Origin of the sequence: Litorihabitans aurantiacus (assembly GCF_030161595.1) — a bacterium.
Classification (GTDB): domain Bacteria; phylum Actinomycetota; class Actinomycetes; order Actinomycetales; family Beutenbergiaceae; genus Litorihabitans; species Litorihabitans aurantiacus.
In genome coordinates, this window is record NZ_BSUM01000001.1 from 2,890,435 (window position 1) to 2,909,588 (window position 19,154).

Here is a 19,154-nt window from a genome sequence, read left to right on the forward strand (position 1 = left end):
CCGGTGCCGGTGAGCTGCGGCCGGCGCCGGGACCCGTCGGGGCCTCACGAGCCTCAGCTCGACGGCGCGATCAGCGCGTCGTAGTCCTCGGGCTCGCCCGCGAGGATCCCGAACCGCACCGCCGCGGCCGCGTAGTCCTGCAGCGGCTGGGTGTCGAGGTCGTTGGGGAACATCGGGAGGTTGACGACGGCGGCGACATCCGCGTCGATCCCCATCTGCGAGGTGGCCGCCTCGCGCACGAGCTCGGGGTTCTCCTCCGCGAACTCGTTCACCTCGGCCATCGCCTCGCGGAACGCGGCGACCACCTCGGGGTCGCTCTCGGCGAACTGGCGCGACGTCGTGTAGTAGCCGCTGACCTCCTCGGGGAAGGACTGCGCGCCCGGTGAGATGACGCGGACCCAGCCCTCCTCGAGCGCGGGGGCGACGAACGGCTCCGAGACCCAGATCGCGTCGACGTCGCCCCGGCGCAGCGCCTCGCTCATGTCGGCGAACGGCAGCTGCGTCCACGAGAGCGTGTCGGCGTCCAGGTCGAGGTTCTCGAAGACCTGGCGGATGTGGACCTCGCCGATGTTCTGCAGCGTGTTGACGGCGATGTTCTTGCCCTCGAGGTCGGCCGGCTCGGTGATCCCCGAGTCCGGGAGCACGAGCACCGCGTGGTCGTCGAGCTCGAGCTCGCCGTGGGGCGCCCACGCCGAGTGCGCGAGGCTGAGCGGGAGGCCCTCGCCGAACGCGGCGAGCAGGCTGACGGTGTTGGAGTAGCCGAACTGGTTCTCGCCGCTCAGCACGCTCGGGATGACGGCCGCGCCGCCGTCGGCGAAGTTCACCTCGACGTCGAGCCCGTGCTCCTCGAAGATCCCCTCCTCGATGCCGACGAACAGCGGCGCGCTCAGGATCGCGGGGATCGTGCCGATGCTGACGGGGGTGAGCTCGCCGTCGGCGCCGGCGGATCCGGCGGCCGAGTCGGCGCCGCCGCTGCAGGCCGCCACGGCGGTCAGGGATCCGGCCATCAGCAGACCGAGCGCGACGCGGGTGCGGGGGTGGTGGGACATGACTCTCCTCGGGGCGAAAGGGAGGTGCGGGGTGGGTGGGGCGGGGGGCGGAACAGGCGGGTGGAGCGGGGGCGGGGCGGGTGCAGCGGGGTGGGACGGGTGAACCGGGGCGGGTGGACAGGATCGGGGTCAGGCGGCGTCGGCGTCGCGCACCATGTCGCGGATGCGGCCGAACACGTGGGCGCGGAGCTCGGCGAACCGGGGCAGCGACTTCGTGGTGATCTGGTCGCGCTGGTCGGGCAGGTCGATGTCGACGATCTCGGCGATGCGGCTGGGCGAGCGCGTGACGGTGGCGACGCGGTTGCTGAGGTAGACGGACTCGTCGACGTCGTGGGTGACGAACACGATCGTCGTGCCGGTCTCCTCGCGCACGCGCAGCAGGAGGTCCTCGAGGTCGGCGCGGGTCTGGGCGTCGACGGAGGCGAACGGCTCGTCCATGATCAGCACCGCGGGGCGGTAGGCGATGGCGCGGGCGATCGCGACGCGCTGCTGCATACCGCCGGAGAGCTGGAACGGCTTCTTCTCCGCGGCGTCGCCGAGCCCCACCTCCGCGAGCGCCCGCGCCACGCGCTCGCGCCGCTCGGCCGGGTCGCTCCCCTTCTTCATCAGGGGCAGCTCGACGTTCCTGGCCACGGTGACCCAGGGCAGCAGCGAGCGGGCGTAGTCCTGGAAGACGACGGCGAACTCCGGCGGCGGCCCCTCGATCCGGCGGCCGCGGAAGAACACCCCGCCGCCGGTGACGGGGTCGAGGCCCGAGATGCAGCGCAGCAGCGTGGTCTTGCCCGCCCCGGAGGGGCCGACGATGCTGAACAGCTCCCCTCCTGCACGGTGAACGACATCCCGGCGACGGCGGTGAATCCTCCGGAACGCGTCGGATAGGTCTTCTCGAGATCGGTGACGGTCAGCACGCGGAGCTCCCTGGTGGGTGGGTGGAGAACGGGTGGTGAGGTGGGACGAGGGGTCAGTGCTGCCCGGGTCGGGGGTCGCACCAGCGCAGGAGCGAGCGCTCCAGCACCGCCCAGGCGGACGTGAGCGCGAGGCCCAGCAGGCCGAGCACGACGATCCCCGACCACATCGAGACGAGCTGGAACGTCGCCTGCGCCTGGGTGATGACGAACCCGAGACCGCGCTGGGCGCCGACCATCTCGCTGGTCACCATGAGGATCAGCGCGAGCGGGATCGCGAGCCGCACCCCCACGAGGGCCCGCGGCAGCGCGGCGGGGAGCACGACGTACGCCTGCCGCTGCACCCCGGTGATCCGGAAGGCGCGCGCGGAGTCGGTGAGCGTGCGGTCGCGGCGGCGCACGCCGTCGGCCGTGTTCAGGAGCACGGGCCACAGGCACCCGAGCGCGATGAGGAACACCTTCATCTCGTCCCCGACGCCGAAGATCATCATCGCGAACGGGATCAGCGCCGTCGCGGGCACGGCGCGCGCGAACTCCAGCGCGGGCGAGACGGTCTGCTCGACGGCGCGGGACTGGCCGAGCAGCAGCCCCAGCAGCAGGCCGAGCGCGACGCCGATCCCGAGGCCGGCGCCCAGGGTGCGCAGACTCGCGCCGAGGTGGCCGAGCCCCTCCGCCGTCGGCCAGTAGGTCCAGGCGCGCTCGAGGATCGTCGCGAGCGGCGGGAAGTAGACGTTCTCGCTGCTCGCCGAGAGCAGGAACCACGCGGCCAGCGCGCCGGCGCCGCCGATCGTCGCGAGCACGCCGCGCGCCCGCGGCGTCGAGAGCCGGGCGACGGCGCCGGACGCGCGCGCGGCGCGCCGGGTACGGGCGGACCGGGTGTCGGTCGCAGCGTCTGAGCCGGCCGGAGTGGTCGCGCGTCGGGGGTCGACGGCGGAGGCGCCGGCTCCGGTCCGGGCGGACGAAGCGGTGGAGGCGTTCGAGCCGGTCGTCGCGATCATCGGGTTCCGTCCTGTCCGTGTGCGGCGTTGACGCGGCGCGTGATCGCGCCGACCGCGGCGTTGAGCGCGATGCCCGCCATACCGCTGACCGCGATGTAGGCGTACATCCGGGCCGGGTTGCCCGCCGTGCGGGCGATGGTGATCTCCGAGCCGAGGCCGGGCATCTGGATGATGATCTCGGCCGTCACCACGAGGATGAGGCTGGTGGAGGTGGCCAGCCGCGCCGCCGTCATCAGCTGCGGCAGCATGCTGGGGAGCTGGATCCAGCGGATGCGCTGGAGCGTCCCGAGCCCGAAGACCCGGGCCGTGTCGAGCGCGATCGGCGGCGCCGAGCGGATCCCGGCGACCACCGGGACCAGCACCTGCCAGAACGCCGCGAACACCGCCAGGAACAGCGCCGAGCGCGATCCCGTGCCGATCGTCAGCACCACGAGCGGGATGAGCGCCACCGACGGGACCGGCCGCAGGAACTCGATGACCGGCCGCAGCAGCGCCTCCAGCGGCGGCAGCAGCCCCAGGAGCGTGCCGACGGCGGTGCCCAGCCCCAGCGCGAGCGCGAGCGCGCCCCACCACGTCAGGACCGTGGCGCCGAGCGCCTGCAGGAGGCGACCGCCGGTGACCTCGGCGGCGAGCGCCGTCGCGATCTCGCTGACGGGCGGGAAGTAGGAGGCGGGCAGCACGCCCGTCCGGGTCGCCACCTCCTGCGCCAGCAGCAGGCCGGCGACGGCGAGCGCGGGCCGCACGAACGCGCGCGAGCCGTCGCGGCGCACCCGCCGGCGCGGGGCGACGGACGCCGCCACGGCGGTCACGACGCCGCCTCGAGGTAGCGCTCGATCTGCAGGTTCGTGCCGCTGCTCGCGTACTGCGTCCGCGTCGTCGGGAAGTCGAAGTGCAGGCGCGAGTACTCGACCATGCGGTGGGCGGGCCCGGTCCGACGGCGCTCGAGCTCGCGGAGCGCGGCGGGCACGTCCGGGGTCTCGCGCAGGCAGGCGGCCAGGACCTCGCCGTCGATCAGGGCCTGGTTGGCCCCCTGCGCCATGCCGGGGTACATCGGGTGGGCGGCGTCGCCGATGAGCGCGACCCGGCCGTCCACCCAGCGGTCGAGATGCTCGGCGTAGTGCGCGATCTCGCGCCCGATGAGCGAGTCGGGCTGCGAGGCGGCGATGATCGCCGGGACGGGTGTGCGGGTCCAGCCGCCGTAGGTCCGGGTGACCTCCTCGAGCGTGGTGTGCCCGGCGAGCGTGCCGTACCAGTAGGCGTGCGTGTCGTCGATCGGGATCCAGCCGAAGTGGCCCTGCGGTCCGTAGACGTCGGCCTGGACGTCGGTGGGGACCCCGGCGTCGGCGCACGCGAACACGCCGCGCCAGCGCCAGTAGCCCTCGTCGGTGAAGACCGGCGGGCCGCCGAGCATCTGGTTGCGCAGCCGCGAGCCGATGCCGTCCGTGGCCAGGAGCAGGTCGCCGGTCTCGGTGCCGCCGCCCGCGAGGTGCACGGTCACGCCGTCGTCGGTCTGCTCGTAGCGCTCCACGTGGTGGCCGAGCGCGAGCTCCTCGGTGGTGAGCCCCGAGGCGAGCAGCGCGTTCAGCCGGCGGCGGCGCGCGCCCGTGATCGGGGCGCCCAGCTCGCGGGCCCACCCGCTGACGTCGACGTCGGAGGTGATCGCGCCGTCGCTGTCCAGGGCCCACCAGCGGTTCATCGTGGCGGCCTCGGCCAGGAACCGCTCCCCCAGCCCGAGCCCCTGCAGCACCCGTACGCCGTTGGGCCAGATGTTGAGGCCCACGCCGGCCGTGCGCAGCTCGGGCTCGCGCTCGAACAGGCGCACCTGCCAGCCGTCCTGCTTGAGCTGCAGCGCCGCGCCCAGGCCGGCGACGCCGGCCCCGCAGATCAGTGCGCGCCTCATGCCGCGGCCTCCTCGTCGGCCTGGCCGACCGTGCGCGGGTCGCCACCGCTGAGGCGCTCGAGCGCGCGCAGCAGGGCCGAGTGGTCGAGCGAACCGTCGCCCGCCGCCCGCAGCGACTGCACGAGCTGGGCCACCAGGCCCGTAACCGGGACGGCGATGCCCGCCGCCTGCGCGGCGCCGAGGGCGATGCCGAGGTCCTTGTGGTGCAGGTCGATCCGGAACCCGGGGGTGAAGTCGCGCGCCACCATGCCGGCGGCCTTGTTCTCCAGCACCCGGCTGGTGGCCAGGCCACCGCCGATCACGCGGAGCGCGGCCTCGACGTCGGCCCCCGACCGCTCCAGCAGGAGCACGGCCTCGGCGAGGATCGCGATGTTGCCGGCCACGATCATCTGGTTGGCCGCCTTCACCCGCTGGCCGGACCCGGGCGGGCCGACGTGCGCCGTCGTGGCGGAGAACGGGGCGACGACGTCGATCGCGCGGCCCACGGCCACCGGCTCGCCGCCGAGCATCACGGCCAGCCGGCCCGCGACGGCGCCGACCTCGCCCCCGCTGACGGGCGCGTCCACGAGCTCGAGGCCGCGCTCGCGCAGCTGCGCGGCGATGTCGACGGCGGCGTCGGGCGCGATCGTGCTGCAGTCGATCACGAGGCCGCCGGGGGCCATCGCCCCGGCGACACCGCCGGCGCCGTCGACCCCGAGCAGCACCTCGCGCACCTGCGGCGCGTCGGGCAGCACGGTCACGACGACGTCGCACGCCCGCCCGACCTCGGCGGCGTCGGCCGCGGCGACGGCGCCGTCCGCGACCAGCGACTCCACCGCCGGGGCGGAGCGGTTCCAGCAGACCACCTCGTGGCCCGCGGCCAGGAGGTGCCCGGCCATGGGGCGGCCCATCACCCCGAGTCCGATGAATCCGATACGCATGTGCTCTCTCCTGTCAGTAGCCGCGGTCGAGGTCGACGACGTTGCGCAGCTCCTCGCCGCGCGCGAGGCGGCCGAGGTTGTCGACGAAGAGGTCGACCTGGCGCTCGCCGAGGAGCTGGGAGGCGTGGGAGTCGTGCGGGAGGACCTGCGCGCCGGGTGCGTCCCAGAGCGGGTCGTCGGCGGGCAGCGGCTCGGTGACGTGGCAGTCGATGAGCGCGCCGCGCAGGTGGCCGGAGTGCAGCGCCGCGACGAGCGCGTCGGCGTCGACGATCGCGCCGCGGGCGACGTTCGCGATCCAGCCGCCGGGCTTCATCGCCGCGAGCGTGCCCGCGTCCACCAGCCCGCGGGTGGCGGGGGTGAGCGGTGCGGCGACGAGGAGGTAGTCGGTCTCGGCGAGCACCTCGTGCAGCTGCGCCGTCGGCACGGTGCGGTCGAAGGTCTCGACCGGGTTCCCGCGCCGGTTGACCCCGATCGTGCGCATGCCGAGCGCGGTGGCGATGCGCGCCGTCGTGGTGCCGATGTTGCCGGTGCCCAGCACGGTCAGGACCGCGCCGGCGAGCTCGCGGGCGGGGAGCTCGACCCACCGGTGCGCGGCCTGGTGCTCCCAGCGCTCGCGCGTCATCTTGGCGTCGGCGAGGATGCCGGCCACGACCGTCTCGGCGATCGCGGGGGCGGAGACGCCCGAGGCGTTGGCGAGCGGGACGCCCGGGGGCATGATCCCCACGAGGTGCTCGGCGCCGGCGCTCATGGACTGCAGCAGCCGGAGCTCGGGGGTGAGGAGCAGGTCGAGGCCGCGCCGCGTCAGGATCCCCTGCTCGACGTCGAGCGCGCTCTTGCTGCCCGAGGTCTCCACCATGATCGCGTGGGGTGCGCGCTCGGGTCCGCGGCCGGCGTCGAGATCGTCGACCGGCAGGTGCTCCAGCCGGACGTCGGGCGCGGCGGCGAGGATGCGCTCGCGCTGCGACGGCGTGAGCCACAGCCCGCGGTCGGGGTCGGTCGCGTCCTGGACCGCCTTGGGCAGTCCGGCGACCACGACGTCGAGGGTCATCGGGATGTCTCCTTCTCACGGGATGGTGCGGGGGTGCCCAGCAGCGTGCGCAGGGCGTGGTCGACGAGGTCCTGCTCCGCGGCGCGGACCCCGGGGCGGCCGGCGACGTGGCCGAGCGGGGAGTCCAGGGGGCGCAGCTCGCCGCGGGGCAGGTGGGCCGCCTCGCGCTTGTTCTCGGCGAGCGTGAAGTAGCGGTCGGTGGTGCCCGGCACGAGGAGGGTGCGGGCGGTGATCGAGGCCAGGGCGGGTGCGAGGCCGCCACGGCCGCGGCCGAGGTCGGCGGCGTGCCACATCCGCAGAGTGACGAGGAGGTCGTCGGCGTCGTGCGCGGTGTGGTCGCGGCCCCAGGCGGCGACGAGGTCCGTGACGTCGTCGTACCCGAGCTCGCGGTACAGCTCGTCGTCGAGGAAGGCCTCGCTCCAGGCCCAGCCGCAGTACGCGCGGCCGAACGCGTCCCGGCCCTCGGGGCGCGCGGGCGAGGGGTGGGTGGGGTCGGTGGGGTGGCTGTCGACGACGCGGCCGTCGGAGGCCAGCACGGCCCCGACCGACTCGAGGAAGAGCCGGTTGGCCGGCGAGCACCGCGCCGCCGAGCACAGGGCCAGCACCGCGTCCACGCGCTCGCCCCAGCGCGCGGCGAGCTCGAGCGCCTGCACCCCGGCGAGGGACCAGCCAGCCACGAGGGCGACGCGGTCGACGCCGAGGTGGTCCAGCAAGAGCTCGGTGGCCGCGACGGTGTCGCGGACGTCGAGGCGCGGGAAGCGGGCGGTGGCCGGCGTGGTCGACGGCGAGGTGGACTCGCCGCCCCCGAGGTGCCCCACGACGACCACCGTGCAGCGGGCGGGATCGAGCGGCCGCCCCGGCCCGATCCACGGGTCGTAGCTGGTGGTGGACCCGGTGTAGTAGGTCGGGAGCACCACGACGGGCCGGCCGGCGGCGAGGTCGCCGTGGATCCGGTGGGCCACCTGCACGCCGAGCAGCACCTCGCCCGAGACGAGGGTGAGGTCGCCGAGCGGCGCGTGCCGGAGGGCGGGGCGCGCCGTCGCCGTCGTGCTGGTGGTTGTTGCCGTGGTGGTCATCGCTCGCCTCCGTCCGTCCCCGTGGGTCTCAGTGCGTCGCTCGTCGGTGCCGCTCGTTCGGGTCGCTCAGAAGAACCGCAGGTAGCGGTTCATCTCCCAGTCGGTGACGGCCGTCGTGTAGGAGGCCCACTCGTCGCGCTTGTACTCGATGAAGGAGGCGTGGAGCGCGTCGCCACAGACCTGGGCGGCCAGCGGGTCGGCCTCGAACGCGTCGACGGCCTCCTCGAGGGTGCGCGGGAGCACGACGAGGCCGCGCTCGGCGTACTCGCTCGGGTCGATCGCGTGCAGGTTCTCGGTGTGGAAGCTCGCGAGCTCGGCCTTCTCGCGCACGCCCTCGAGCCCGGCGGCGAGCAGCATGGCGGCGGCGAGGTGGGGGTTGCAGGCCGAGTCGACGGCGCGGCACTCCACGCGTCCGCCGCCGAGCGGGATGCGGAGCATGTTGGTGCGGTTGTTGTTGCCCGCGCTGGCGAAGATCGGGGCCCAGGTGGAGCCGGACATGCTGCCCTGGCGCACGAGGCGCTTGTAGCTGTTGACGGTGGGGGCGATGACGGCGCAGATGGCCGCGGCGTGCTTCACGATGCCGGCGGCGAAGTGGTAGCCGAGCTCGCTGAGGCCGGCGCCGCGGGGGTCGTCGTCGCTCTCGAAGAGGTTGGCGCCGGCGACGTCGGCGAGCGACATGTTGAAGTGGGCGCCGGAGCCGCTGCGGTCGGCGAAGGGCTTGGGCATGAAGGTCGCGTACGCGCCGTGGCGGCGGGCGACCTCGCCCGCCATGGTGCGGAAGAGGACCACGCGGTCGGCCATCGTCATGCCGTCGGCGTAGGCGAAGTCGATCTCGAACTGTCCCTGGGCGTCCTCGTGGTCGAAGGAGTAGACGTCCCAGCCGAGCTCGTTCATGTGGTCGACGAGCTCGCCGACCCAGTCGAGGTTGTCCAGCAGCGCGGGGATCGTGTAGCAGGGCTTGTCGAGCACGTCGCGGTCGCTGACGTTGTCCGTCGGCGTGGTGCCCTCGCGCAGCACGAAGAACTCGGTCTCGACGCCGAGGTTGAAGGTGAGGCCGAGCTCGGCGGCCGCGGCCACCTGCCGGGCGAGCACGTTGCGGGTCGAGGCCTCGAACGGCTCGCCGCCCACGCGCAGCTCGGACAGGTACATGGCGACGTCGCGGCGCCACGGGAGGATCACGCCGCGGTCCAGGTCGGGGACGGCGGAGAGCTCCTCCTCGTTGACCTCCTGCGGCAGGCCGTCGAGCGCGGCGCCGGTGAAGAGCTCGGAGCCCGCGGCCATCTGCTCGGTGTGGGAGACGGGCACCATCTTGCCCTTGAGGTTGCCGTGCAGGTCGGTGTAGCCGGCGATGGCGAAGCGCACGCCGGCGTCCGTCAGCCGGTCGGACAGGGTGGCCGCGCGGGTGGCGGGGAGCGCATCGGTGCGGGGATCGGTGAGCGTCATCGGACTGCGTTCCTCCTAGGTTTCAACGACTTATCGAAACCGTAGGAGCGGGAGGTTTCCCCTGGGCGACGGGTCTGTTTCGGGTGTGTGACCGTTGGCCGGGACGACTACGGCGCGGGAGGATCCACCTCTACTGGCCGTGAGTGAACACCCTGCTGCTTCATCATCGACGTCTACTCTCGGATGATCGTGGGCTGGCGGGCAGCGCTGACGATGCGGACCGAGACCGTGCTGGGCGCGATCGAGATGGCACGTTGGTCTCGCGGCACGGACCTGGCGGGGCTGCGGTGTCAAAGCGATGCCGGGTCTCAATTCACGAGTCTGCGCTACGGCGAGCGACTCGCCGAGATCGGGGCAACCTCTTCGATCGGGACGGTCGGCGATTCCTACGACAACGCGCTGGCCGAGAAACGCGATGGTCGCCGCGACGAGAGCGCGGCCATCACCGGCAGGCTGGTTGGACATGTCTCCTGCAACGACCATGACGCGGGAACGGGTGACCCGGCGGGCACCCACCTCGTTGCGTGGATGGGTGCCCGCCAATCGGGGATCAGACGATCAGGAGGACCTTCAGGGCCTCGCGGGCGTCCATCGCGGCGTACCCGGCGGGGGCGTCGTCCAGGGTCACGGTGCGGTCGAAGACCTTGCCCGGGTTGATGGTGCCCTCCAGCACGAGCGGGATGTTCTGCTCGATGTAGACGCGCACCGGTGCAGGTCCACCGGTCAGGGTGATGTTCTTGCCGAACAGCGACCCGAAGCCCACCGGGGCCTCCTCGTACTGCGGCACTCCCACCCGGGAGATCACGCCGCCGGTGCGCACCACGCCGTAGGACTGCTCGTAGGCGGGCATGTGTCCCACCGCCTCCAGCACGACGTGGCTGCCCTCGCCGCCGGTGAGCTCGAGAACCTTGGCCACGCCTTCCTCGCCGCGCTCGGCCACCACGTCGGTGGCGCCGAACTCACGCCCCAGGTCGGTGCGGGAGGTGTGACGGCCCATCAGGATGATCTGCTCGGCGCCCAGCTGCTTGGCCGCCAGGACCGCCGAGAGCCCCACGGCGCCGTCACCGATGACGGTCACGGTCTTGCCGGCCTGAACGTGGCCCATGTGGGCGGCGTGGTAGCCGGTGAGGTAGACGTCCGAGAGGGTCAGCAGACTCGGGAACAGGTCGGTGTCGTTCTCGCTCAAGCCGGGGACCTTGACCAGGCTGCCGTCGGCCAGCGGGATGCGGGACAGCTCGGCCTGCAGGCCACCGGTCTCGGGCGAGCCGTAGAAGCCGCCGTGCTTGCACGCGGTGTGGAACCCGTCGCGGCAGAAGGAGCAGGTGTTGTCGCTGAAGGAGAACGGGGCGATCACGAAGTCACCCTTGGACACGGTCGTGACCTGCGACCCGGTCTCCTCGACGATCCCGATCAGCTCGTGCCCCATCGGGACACCGTGCTCGTCGTTGTCCATGGAGTGGTAGGGGTGCAGGTCCGACCCGCAGATGCACGCCCGCACGGTGCGCACGATCGCGTCGGTGGGGTTCTGGATAGTGGGGTCGGCGACGTCCTGGATACGGACGTCACCGGCGCCGAACATGTATGCGGCCTTCATGCTGGGTGTTCCTCTGCTGCTCGGGGGTGGTGGGGGCTACTCGGACAGGACGCGCTTGGCGGTACTCATGGCGCCCATGCCCTTGGGCCAGCCGGCGTAGAACGCCACGTGGGTGATCGCCTCGATCAGCTCCTCCTGGGTGAGGGCGTTCTCGATGCCGCGGCCCAGGTGGAAGGCGAGCTGGTCCAGGTCGCCGCCGGCGGCCAGCACCGCCACCGTCACCAGGCTCCTGTCACGAGGGGACAGCTCAGGTCGGTTCCAGACGTCCTCGAACAGCACGTCATCGGTCAGCGCGGCGAACTTGGGGGCGAAGTCGCCCAGCGAGCTGCGCCCGCCGCCGACCTGCCGGGGAGTGGAATCCTGAGCCATGGTGCCTCCTTGAAGGAACGGACCGATCTGCATGTGGCACCTACTGCAGCACGCCCTCACGGGCGCGTGGGAGGACCCCGTTATGCACGTACTCCCAGTTCCTGTCTCGAGCGCGCAGACCGGCCTACCGTCGCTGTCATGGACAACAGCACCGAGGTCCGAGAGTTCCTCGCTGCCCGCCGCGCCCGGCTGAGCCCGGCCGACGTCGGGCTCCCCGATCCGGGTGGTCGACGACGCCGCGTGCAGGGGCTGCGCCGCGAGGAGGTTGCGATCCTGGCCGGTGTCTCCACCGAGTACTACGCCCGCCTGGAACGGGGCCAGATCGCCGGCGTCTCCGACCAGGTGCTCGATGCCCTGGCCGGGGTGCTCCAGCTGAACGAGGACGAGCGCGAACACCTGACCAACCTGGCCCGCGCCGCGCAGACCTCACGACGCCCCCGCCGCCCCCACCGGGCAGCGTCACCCCTACGTCCCAGCCTGGAAGCCGCGCTCAATGCCATCACCGGCGCCCCCGCATTCATCCGCAACGGCGCGATGGACATCCTCGCCGTCAACGACCTCGGCCGCGCGTTCTACCAGCCCCTGTACGCCGCCCCGCCCGCCCAGCCCAACCTGGCAATCTTCAACGTCTTCGCGCCCGCGGCCCAGACCTTCTACTCCGACTGGATCGCCGCGGTGGACGCCACCGTGGCCGTGCTCCGTCAGGAAGCCGGCCGCGACCCCTACAACAAGCGCATCACCGAAGTCATCGGCGAGCTGTCGACCCGCAGCGAGACGTTCCGGGACCGGTGGGCCAACGCCCAGGTCCGACGCCACGACGCCACCGCCAAGACCGCCCTGCACCCCGTCGTGGGAGACATCACCCTCCAGCTCGTCGGGACCAGCCTCATCGCCGAACCGGGCCTGTCCCTGATGATCTACACCGCCCTGCCCGGTACCCCCGCCCAGGACCAGCTCCACCTGCTGGGCACCTGGGCCGCCACCCACACCGACAGCGACGAGGACGCCGCAGCACACACCCACCCCGAGGAGCAGAGATGAACATCGAACCCCGCACCGAGACCACCAAGAACCCGCCCGAGCAGTTCGCCGGCGACGTCTGGCTCGACCCGATCGTGGCCCCCCACGACGACGACCAGCGCGCCACCGTCGGCCTGGTCCGGTTCGCCCCCGGCGCCCGGACCGCCTGGCACTCCCACGCCCGCGGCCAGTACCTGCACGTCACCGCAGGCATCGGACGCTTCGGCACCCGCGACGGCCAGATCATCGAGGTGCACGCGGGCCAGACCCTCTACACGCCCCCGGCGAGGAGCACTTCCACGCCACCGCGCCCGGCACCTTCATGGAGCACCTCGCGATTCTGGAGGCCGCCGACGACCCCTCCTCCACCACGACCTGGGCCGAACACATCACCGACGACGACTACGCGGGTCGCTGACGGCCCCTCCAGAGCCCGGACCTCACCACCAGCACCCGGAAGGCGGATCGATCGACCATGCACACCAGAATTCTCGGACAGGGACTCGAAGTCTCGGCCGTCGGACTCGGTGCGATGGGAATGTCCCAGAGCTACGGACCCAACCCCGGCGATCGCGACGAGATGATTGCGGTCCTGCGATCGGCGATCGAGGAGGGCGTGACCTTCTTCGACACCGCCGAGGTCTACGGGCCCTACGACAACGAGAAACTCGTCGGCGAGGCACTCGCCCCCGTGCGTGACGACGTCGTGATAGCGACGAAGTTTGGGTGGGACATCCGAGACGGACAGACCGTCGGTCTCAACAGCCGACCCGAGCAGATCCGTCGCGTCGCAGAAGAATCGCTCACCCGGCTGCGGAGCGACCGCATCGACCTGTTCTACCAGCACCGCGTCGACCCCGCCGTTCCGATCGCCGACGTCGCCGGAACGGTCGGCGACCTGGTCGCGGAAGGCAAGGTGCGCCACCTGGGGCTGTCCGAGGCCTCCTCCGCAACGATCCGCGCCGCCCACGCCACCCACCCCGTCACCGCTGTCCAGAGCGAGTACTCGTTGTGGACGCGAGACCCCGAGGTCGAGGTCCTCGCGACCCTTCGCGAGCTCGGGATCGGGTTCGTCCCCTTCAGCCCCCTGGGCAAGGGCTTCCTGACCGGGACGGTCGACACCACCACCTCGTTCGCAGAGGACGACATCCGGCACCGCGTACCTCGCTTCGAGGCGGACAACCTCGCGGCCAACCAGGCTCTGGTCCAGCACGTCATGCAGCTGGCGCGGACGAAGGGCGCGGCCGCCGGGCAGATCGCGCTGGCGTGGTTGCTCGCGCAAGCGCCATTCATCGTGCCGATCCCGGGAACACGTCGGACGGCACGGATCGCGGAGAACTCGGCCTCGACCTCCGTGGCACTCTCGGCCGACGAAATTGCAGATCTCAACGCCCTCGCCCAGCATGTCGGGGTCCACGGCGACCGCTACAACGCCACCCACATGGGGTACGTCGACCGCTGAGCGAGCGCCCGGGAAGGGTCACCGGCGGCAGTACTCACGAGAACCCCCGCAGCCCGCGCGGCGTACCGGGCTCGACCAGCTGCACTCGCACACCGGACTGCGATCGAACGACGCGAAGTGCCCGGCCCTGGCCCGGCTCGACGGCCACGACACGCAAGGCTCGTTCATCGTCCGGCCCGACGGGTGCGACGCGAATGCCTGAGCGTCGAGGCGCGACGTCGGTCCCCGTGCGCGCCCGGGCCTCGTGGGTCCAGACGTCCAGGAGGTGCGCCACCGGTCCTGGGTGCGGGCGAGGTCCGGCGAACCACGCGGACGTAGGGCTGTCTCGCCCCGGGTCTGATGGAGGCTCTCAATCCCAGGGAGGATGAGGGTCATGGTGGCACCGAGGAATATCCCGAGGAGCTTCGGGGGCGAGCGGTCCGGCTCGCGGTGGATGCGAGGAAGGATCCTGGGTCGCGCTCGGGCGCGGTGCGTCGGATCGGTGAGCAGCTCGGGATCAATGCCGAGACGTTGCGAGGCTGGGTGATGCAGGCCGAAGTCGATGAAGGGTCTCGTCCGGGCACCAGCACCAGCGATGCCCAGCGCCTGGCCGAGCTCGAGCGTGAGAACCGGGAGCTGCGCCGGGCGAACGCGATCCTGCGCAGCGCGTCGGCTTTTTCGCGGCGGAGCTCGACCGCCCACAGCGCTGCTCGTGGACTACATCGACAGCCACAAGCAGGAGTTCGCCAGTTGTGCCGATCTGCGCCGTGCTGCAGATCGCTGCGAGCACCTACTACGCCCACCGGTCCCGACCACCCTCGGCCAGGTCGGTCACCGACGCGTCCCGATTAGAGGTGATCCGCAAGGTCCATGCCGAGAACTACGGGGTCTACGGGGCGCGCAAGGTTCACGCCGCGATGCTCCGCCGGGGCGTCCCCGTGGCGCGCTGCACGGTCGAGCGGCTGATGAGAGGCGACGGCCTGCGCGGGATCACGCGAGCGAAGGGCGCCCGGACCACGATCCCCGGTCGCGGGCCGGACACACGACCGGACATGGTGGAGCACAACTTCACCGCGACTGCTCCTGATCGGCTCTGGGTCGCTGACATCACCTACGTGCGCACATTCTCCGGCTGGGTCTACGCCGCGTTCGTCACCGATGTCTTCTCCCGCCGCGTCGTGGGCTGGCAGCTGTCCACGAGCCTGCGCACCGATCTGGCCCTGGACGCTCTGGAGATGGGGATCTGGACCCGCCAGCGCGCCGGCCACGACGTGAGCGGTCTGACGCACTACTCCGACAAAGGAGTCCAGTACCTCGCGGTGCGCTACACCCAGCGGCTCGCCGAGGCCGGAGCAGTGGCCTCGGTCGGATCCACCGGTGACTCCTACGACAACGCGCTGGCCGAGGCGTTCAACTCGCTGTTCAAAGCCGAGCTCGCCCGTAACCGCGGACCCTGGCGCAGCATCGACGACCTCGAGATCGCCACCGCCGAGTACATCGACTGGTTCAACCACCGACGCCTGCACGGCGAGATCGGACTCATCCCACCCGCCGAACACGAGACCAACCACTACCGTCACAACCACGCGTCCACACCCGTCGACGCATCACTTCACAGCCGCTAACAAACCCGGGGCGAGACACTCCAACCGCTCGAGCTCGGCCAGGCAGGCGCGGGCGATCAAGTCCGACAGGCCCCGCACCCCCGTCTGCGCCTGGGTGTTGAGCAGGGCCGCGCGCATCCGGGCGGCGTCCTCGTTCGGGCTGATAGAAGCTGACTCTCTCGCGTGCAGCTGCGACGGTCGTGCCGGCGGCCCACGCGGGATCGGGCCGGCGCGGCTCGACGGCGTGGCAGGCGACGCACGACGAAACTGACCACCCGCTGGCTTCGAGTGCGCTCGAGCACCGCACACTGGGAGCTGTGACCTACTCGATCGCCGAGGTGGCGGACCGGACCGCACTGACGACGCACACGCTGCGCTACTACGAGCGCGACGACCTGCTGCTGCAGCCGGTGTCACGCGACGGGGCCGGCCGTCGCCGCTACGACGACGAGGACGTGCGCTGGATCGTCATGCTGACCCGCCTGCGCTCGACCGGGATGCCGATCCGCGAGGTCCGCCGGTACGCCGAGCTCGTCCGGAACGGCCCGGGCAACGAGGACGAGCGCCTCGAGATCCTGCGGGGACATCGGCGCGACGTGCTTGCCCAGCTGGCCGCGGTGACCGCCCACCTCGGCGCGATCGAGGGCAAGATCGCGCTCTACGAGGACGCCCTCGCTCGGGGGTCTTGACCTCGAGCGCACTCGAAGGTCTTGGATCGAGGACATGAGCAACTCCACCTCCCACCCCGATCTCACCACCACCACGCTCGGCACCGCCGCCCCGCTCACCGTGTCCTCCCTCGGGCTCGGCTGCATGGGGATGTCCGACTTCTACGGGACCCGCGACGAGGACGAGGCGGTGCGGACGATCCACCGCGCGCTCGACCTCGGCGTGACCTTCCTGGACACCGCGGACATGTACGGGCCGTTCACCAACGAGCAGCTAGTCGGCCGGGCGATCGCCCGCAGCACCCAGGGGCGCGACGGCGTGCAGCTCGCGACGAAGTTCGGCAACGAGCGCCTCGCCGACGGGACGACCGTCGGCGTCAACGGCCGCCCCGAGTACGTCCGCGCAGCGGCCGACGCGTCCCTGCGGCGCCTCGGCGTCGACGTGATCGATCTCTACTACCAGCACCGAGTCGACCGCGACGTGCCGATCGAGGAGACCGTCGGCGCGATGGCCGAGCTCGTGCAGGCCGGCAAGGTCCGGTACCTGGGGCTGTCCGAGGCGGCGCCCGACACCATCCGACGCGCCCACGCCGTGCACCCGATCACCGCGCTGCAGACCGAGTACTCGCTCTTCACCCGCGACCTCGAGGACGACGTCCGCCCGGTGCTCGCCGAGCTCGGCATCGGACTCGTTCCCTACTCGCCGCTGGGCCGCGGGCTGCTCACGGGCTCGATCACGACGACGGCGGACCTCGACGCCGGCGACTCGCGGGCGAGCGGCTACTTCCCGCGCTTCCGGGGCGATGCGCTCGAGGCGAACCTGCGGCTGGTCGCCGCCGTGCGCGCCCTGGCGGACCGGCTCGGCTGCACCCCGGGCCAGCTCGCGCTCGCCTGGGTGCTCAGCCACGACGGCGTCGACGGCCTCGGCGTCGCCCCGATCCCCGGCACCAAGAGGGTGCGCTACCTCGAGGAGAACGTCGCCGCCACCTCCGTCGAGCTCACCCCGGAGCTGCTGGCCGAGCTCGAGGAGGCCGTGCCGCGCGACGCCGTCTCCGGCGCCCGGTACGGGGACATGTCGACGATCGACCGCTGAGCCGGGCCCACGCTCGGGCTGGTCGCCGGCGCCCACCGACCCAGCCACCTACCCTGACCACGTGCCCCTCACCACCACCCCCGCCGGCCTCGTCGTCCTGCCCGGGGCCGGGGGCGACCGCGACCAGCCCGCCCTCGTCGCGATCGAGCGCGACCTCGCGCAGGCAGCCCCGAACCTTCGGGTCGTCCGGGCCCACTTCGCGAACCGGGACGCCGGGAAGAAGGGGCCGGAGCGGCCCGCCGTCGCCGTCGCGCACGTCGCCGCCCTGGTGAGCGAGCTCGCGCGCGAGCTTGACGTGCCGACGTCGCGCATCGCCGTCGGCGGCCGATCCTTCGGTGGGCGGATGGCGTCGATGGCGGTCGCGGACGGCCTCGCCGTCGCCGGCCTGCTCCTGCTCTCCTACCCGCTGCACCCGCCCGGACGGCCCGAGAACCTGCGCACCGACCACCTGGGCGCGATCACCGCACCGACCCTGGCCGTCACCGGCGAGCGCGATCCGTTCGGGACGCCCACCGAGATGCGCGAGCACCTCGCCGCGATCACGGGCCCGACCGAGATCGTCCTGGTCCCGGGCAACCACTCCCCCGCGCTCGGTCCGGTGCTCGCCGCCGTGCGCGCGTGGGTAGGCGCCTCAGCTCAGTGGCCGCGGCTCCCGGCGGGAGAAAGTAAAGTTGCGCGCTAGTTGCAGAAATCGCCGATCGAACTCACGCACTTCACCGTGATTTCATCATGCCAGGATGGCAGCTGAGCACGTATTTCTCGTTCGGAGCCGAACCCAAGATCGGGGGCGCCAACTCCAATCTGGAAACCGAGCCTTGTGAGATCGAGAAGAAGTTCGCGCGGAGACGTAGGGATGCGCCGCCGAGGACGAAGGCGTGCACCTCCCAGACGTCAGATGGCCGTGACGTCGTCCAACTCTCCATGGCTCGCCAGTGACGCCCGCGGCGAGGCACCGATTCATAGTGGAAGTGTTCCAGGCCGCGCGCCTCGAGGACGGCCACTTGGCCCTTGAGCGGCCACTCGGCGTTTCGTAGATCGAGCAGGATCGACGCATTTTCCCATACGGGATCATATCGGCACGAGACGACTAGCGCTCCCTCGAGGGCGTCTTTTGTCCGCCAGATATCAATTGGATCCGGAGGGAGCAGCGCGGCGCCGTCGTGGTAGACATCCTCGATCTTCATGATCTGACCCTAACGTCGCAGTCGAGCCTGGCCAGGTTGGGTTGAGACGCTCTTTCGGCGAGACCGTACGCGGAGACCTCGCCGCCGTGCGCGCGTGGGTAGGCGCCTGACCCCACCGAACGGGTCAGCGCGCCCCGAAGATCGCCGTCCCGACGCGCACCGTCGTCGCACCCTCCTCGATCGCGACCTCGAGGTCGCCCGACATCCCCATCGACAGCTCGTCCATGCCGACGCCGTCGATCCCCGCCTCGCGCACCCGCGCGGCGGCCGCGGCGAGCTCGCGGAAGCAGCGGCGCGCCTCGGCGTCGTCCCCGCCGCGCGTCGCGATCGTCATGAGGCCGCGCACGTGCAGGCGGTCGTAGCCGGCCGCCGCCCGCACGAGCGACTCCGCGTCGGCCGGCGCGACGCCGGACTTGGCAGCCTCGCCCGACGTGTTCACCTGGACCAGGACCTCCAGCATCCGGTCCGCGGCGTCCAGCCGGCGCTGCAGCGTCTCGGCCAGCGCCGGGCGGTCCAGCGAGTGAAGCTCGTGGGCGTGCGCGGCGACGTCGCGCGCCTTGTTCGTCTGCAGCGGCCCGAGGAACGCCCAGCGCGGCGCCAGATCCGCCAGGTCCGCCGCCTTGGCGGTCAGCTCCTGCGCGCGCGACTCCCCCAGCGCCTCGCACCCGGCCTCGACCGCCAGGCGCACGACGTCGGCCGGCACCGTCTTGCTCACGGCCAGCAGCCGGACCTCGGCCGGGTCCCGCCCCGCAGTGCGCGCCGCGGCGTCGATCCGCGCGCGCACCGCCGCGAGGCGTGAGCGCAGGCCCTCGGCCAGGTCCGATCCGTCCACGCCACCAGCC

General features: G+C 72.1%; 19 protein-coding genes, 3 pseudogenes and 1 other annotated feature. Of the genes and pseudogenes, 8 read left to right on the forward strand and 14 right to left on the reverse strand.

Annotated elements, in window-relative coordinates; all coding sequences use genetic code 11:
- Window positions 1–53 precede the first annotated feature (53 nt).
- From QQK22_RS13750 to glnT, 9 genes are all read right to left on the reverse strand, one after another.
- Window positions 54–1,049, reverse strand: coding sequence for an ABC transporter substrate-binding protein (locus QQK22_RS13750; RefSeq protein WP_284251516.1), 996 nt, complete (start codon window positions 1,047–1,049; stop codon window positions 54–56).
- A gap of 129 nt (window positions 1,050–1,178) precedes the next feature.
- Window positions 1,179–1,907: an ABC transporter ATP-binding protein gene (locus QQK22_RS13755; protein WP_348525650.1), complete on the reverse strand. Its 729-nt coding sequence runs from the start codon at window positions 1,905–1,907 to the stop codon at window positions 1,179–1,181.
- Window positions 1,908–2,010: 103 nt separating this feature from the next.
- Window positions 2,011–2,952, reverse strand: a complete 942-nt coding sequence (locus QQK22_RS13760) for an ABC transporter permease (RefSeq protein WP_284251517.1) — start codon at window positions 2,950–2,952, stop codon at window positions 2,011–2,013.
- Window positions 2,949–3,761 carry an ABC transporter permease gene (locus QQK22_RS13765; RefSeq protein ID WP_284251518.1) on the reverse strand — a complete coding sequence of 271 codons (813 nt, stop codon included), beginning with the start codon at window positions 3,759–3,761 and terminating at the stop codon, window positions 2,949–2,951. The genes QQK22_RS13760 and QQK22_RS13765 overlap by 4 nt, the downstream gene beginning before the upstream one ends.
- Window positions 3,758–4,852: an FAD-dependent oxidoreductase gene (locus QQK22_RS13770; protein WP_284251519.1), complete on the reverse strand. Its 1,095-nt coding sequence runs from the start codon at window positions 4,850–4,852 to the stop codon at window positions 3,758–3,760. The genes QQK22_RS13765 and QQK22_RS13770 overlap by 4 nt, the downstream gene beginning before the upstream one ends.
- Entirely contained in the window at window positions 4,849–5,772 is a 924-nt protein-coding gene (locus QQK22_RS13775; RefSeq protein WP_284251521.1) for an NAD(P)-dependent oxidoreductase, read from the reverse strand. The genes QQK22_RS13770 and QQK22_RS13775 overlap by 4 nt, the downstream gene beginning before the upstream one ends.
- A 13-nt stretch (window positions 5,773–5,785) precedes the next feature.
- Window positions 5,786–6,820 carry a D-2-hydroxyacid dehydrogenase gene (locus tag QQK22_RS13780; RefSeq protein ID WP_284251522.1) on the reverse strand — a complete coding sequence of 345 codons (1,035 nt, stop codon included), beginning with the start codon at window positions 6,818–6,820 and terminating at the stop codon, window positions 5,786–5,788.
- Window positions 6,817–7,896, reverse strand: a complete 1,080-nt coding sequence (locus QQK22_RS13785; protein WP_284251523.1) for an alpha/beta fold hydrolase — start codon at window positions 7,894–7,896, stop codon at window positions 6,817–6,819. Before QQK22_RS13785 ends, QQK22_RS13780 begins: the two co-directional genes overlap by 4 nt.
- 66 nt (window positions 7,897–7,962) lie before the next feature.
- Window positions 7,963–9,339, reverse strand: a complete 1,377-nt coding sequence (gene glnT, locus QQK22_RS13790; protein ID WP_284251524.1) for a type III glutamate--ammonia ligase — start codon at window positions 9,337–9,339, stop codon at window positions 7,963–7,965.
- A gap of 156 nt (window positions 9,340–9,495) precedes the next feature.
- On the opposite strand from glnT, the pseudogene QQK22_RS13795 reads away from it, so the two are divergent.
- Window positions 9,496–9,759, forward strand: a pseudogene (locus QQK22_RS13795) (DDE-type integrase/transposase/recombinase); the annotation flags it as partial.
- Window positions 9,760–9,889: 130 nt separating this feature from the next.
- Here the strand turns inward: QQK22_RS13795 and QQK22_RS13800 are convergent.
- Both QQK22_RS13800 and QQK22_RS13805 read right to left on the reverse strand, forming a co-directional pair.
- A complete protein-coding gene (locus tag QQK22_RS13800; RefSeq protein ID WP_284251525.1) occupies window positions 9,890–10,933 on the reverse strand; it encodes a zinc-binding dehydrogenase in 1,044 nt (347 codons plus the stop codon).
- Between the two features lie 36 nt (window positions 10,934–10,969).
- A complete protein-coding gene (locus QQK22_RS13805; protein WP_284251527.1) occupies window positions 10,970–11,302 on the reverse strand; it encodes a carboxymuconolactone decarboxylase family protein in 333 nt (110 codons plus the stop codon).
- 138 nt (window positions 11,303–11,440) lie between these two features.
- Between QQK22_RS13805 and QQK22_RS13810 the strand changes: the two genes are divergently transcribed.
- The 4 genes and pseudogenes from QQK22_RS13810 (at window position 11,441) to QQK22_RS13825 (ending at window position 15,388) form a co-directional block, all read left to right on the forward strand.
- Window positions 11,441–12,343 carry a helix-turn-helix transcriptional regulator gene (locus QQK22_RS13810; RefSeq protein ID WP_284251528.1) on the forward strand — a complete coding sequence of 301 codons (903 nt, stop codon included), beginning with the start codon at window positions 11,441–11,443 and terminating at the stop codon, window positions 12,341–12,343.
- A pseudogene (locus QQK22_RS13815) lies at window positions 12,340–12,740 on the forward strand ((R)-mandelonitrile lyase). Before QQK22_RS13810 ends, QQK22_RS13815 begins: the two are co-directional and overlap by 4 nt.
- Before the next feature lie 57 nt (window positions 12,741–12,797).
- Window positions 12,798–13,784: an aldo/keto reductase gene (locus QQK22_RS13820; RefSeq protein WP_284251530.1), complete on the forward strand. Its 987-nt coding sequence runs from the start codon at window positions 12,798–12,800 to the stop codon at window positions 13,782–13,784.
- 339 nt (window positions 13,785–14,123) lie between these two features.
- Window positions 14,124–15,388: pseudogene (locus QQK22_RS13825) on the forward strand (IS3 family transposase).
- Window positions 14,434–14,548 (forward strand) — a sequence feature (AL1L pseudoknot). (Overlaps the previous pseudogene by 115 nt.)
- Here QQK22_RS13825 and QQK22_RS19385 read toward each other — a convergent pair.
- Complete coding sequence (locus QQK22_RS19385; protein ID WP_431310162.1) at window positions 15,371–15,784, reverse strand: ParB family protein; 414 nt, start codon at window positions 15,782–15,784, stop codon at window positions 15,371–15,373. The pseudogene QQK22_RS13825 and the gene QQK22_RS19385 overlap by 18 nt on opposite strands.
- On the opposite strand from QQK22_RS19385, the gene QQK22_RS13830 reads away from it, so the two are divergent.
- The 3 genes from QQK22_RS13830 to QQK22_RS13840 all read left to right on the forward strand — a co-directional run bounded on the left by QQK22_RS13830 (window position 15,685) and on the right by QQK22_RS13840 (window position 17,810).
- A complete protein-coding gene (locus QQK22_RS13830; protein WP_284251532.1) occupies window positions 15,685–16,056 on the forward strand; it encodes a MerR family transcriptional regulator in 372 nt (123 codons plus the stop codon). The genes QQK22_RS19385 and QQK22_RS13830 overlap by 100 nt on opposite strands.
- Window positions 16,057–16,090: 34 nt before the next feature.
- A complete protein-coding gene (locus QQK22_RS13835) occupies window positions 16,091–17,128 on the forward strand; it encodes an aldo/keto reductase (protein ID WP_284251533.1) in 1,038 nt (345 codons plus the stop codon).
- Between the two features lie 61 nt (window positions 17,129–17,189).
- The gene (locus QQK22_RS13840; RefSeq protein WP_284251534.1) at window positions 17,190–17,810 is read left to right on the forward strand and encodes an alpha/beta hydrolase family protein; all 621 of its coding nucleotides are present in this window, start codon (window positions 17,190–17,192) and stop codon (window positions 17,808–17,810) included.
- Between the two features lie 31 nt (window positions 17,811–17,841).
- Here QQK22_RS13840 and QQK22_RS13845 read toward each other — a convergent pair whose 3' ends face one another.
- Both QQK22_RS13845 and QQK22_RS13850 read right to left on the reverse strand, forming a co-directional pair.
- Window positions 17,842–18,312, reverse strand: coding sequence for a hypothetical protein (locus tag QQK22_RS13845; protein ID WP_284251535.1), 471 nt, complete (start codon window positions 18,310–18,312; stop codon window positions 17,842–17,844).
- 124 nt (window positions 18,313–18,436) lie between these two features.
- Window positions 18,437–19,144, reverse strand: coding sequence for a YggS family pyridoxal phosphate-dependent enzyme (locus QQK22_RS13850; protein WP_284251537.1), 708 nt, complete (start codon window positions 19,142–19,144; stop codon window positions 18,437–18,439).
- Window positions 19,145–19,154 lie beyond the last annotated feature (10 nt).

Excerpts from the sequence above, each read along its gene's own strand:
- QQK22_RS13750 (WP_284251516.1), bottom strand. The coding sequence starts at position 1,049 with ATGTCCCACCACCCCCGCACCCGCGTCGCGCTCGGTCTGCTGATGGCC.
- QQK22_RS13760 (WP_284251517.1), bottom strand. The coding sequence starts at position 2,952 with ATGATCGCGACGACCGGCTCGAACGCCTCCACCGCTTCGTCCGCCCGG.
- QQK22_RS13770 (WP_284251519.1), bottom strand. The coding sequence starts at position 4,852 with ATGAGGCGCGCACTGATCTGCGGGGCCGGCGTCGCCGGCCTGGGCGCG.
- QQK22_RS13775 (WP_284251521.1), bottom strand. The coding sequence starts at position 5,772 with ATGCGTATCGGATTCATCGGACTCGGGGTGATGGGCCGCCCCATGGCC.
- QQK22_RS13780 (WP_284251522.1), bottom strand. The coding sequence starts at position 6,820 with ATGACCCTCGACGTCGTGGTCGCCGGACTGCCCAAGGCGGTCCAGGAC.
- QQK22_RS13785 (WP_284251523.1), bottom strand. The coding sequence starts at position 7,896 with ATGACCACCACGGCAACAACCACCAGCACGACGGCGACGGCGCGCCCC.
- glnT (WP_284251524.1), bottom strand. The coding sequence starts at position 9,339 with ATGACGCTCACCGATCCCCGCACCGATGCGCTCCCCGCCACCCGCGCG.
- QQK22_RS13800 (WP_284251525.1), bottom strand. The coding sequence starts at position 10,933 with ATGAAGGCCGCATACATGTTCGGCGCCGGTGACGTCCGTATCCAGGAC.
- QQK22_RS13805 (WP_284251527.1), bottom strand. The coding sequence starts at position 11,302 with ATGGCTCAGGATTCCACTCCCCGGCAGGTCGGCGGCGGGCGCAGCTCG.
- QQK22_RS13810 (WP_284251528.1), top strand. The coding sequence starts at position 11,441 with ATGGACAACAGCACCGAGGTCCGAGAGTTCCTCGCTGCCCGCCGCGCC.
- QQK22_RS13820 (WP_284251530.1), top strand. The coding sequence starts at position 12,798 with ATGCACACCAGAATTCTCGGACAGGGACTCGAAGTCTCGGCCGTCGGA.
- QQK22_RS13835 (WP_284251533.1), top strand. The coding sequence starts at position 16,091 with ATGAGCAACTCCACCTCCCACCCCGATCTCACCACCACCACGCTCGGC.
- QQK22_RS13845 (WP_284251535.1), bottom strand. The coding sequence starts at position 18,312 with ATGAAGATCGAGGATGTCTACCACGACGGCGCCGCGCTGCTCCCTCCG.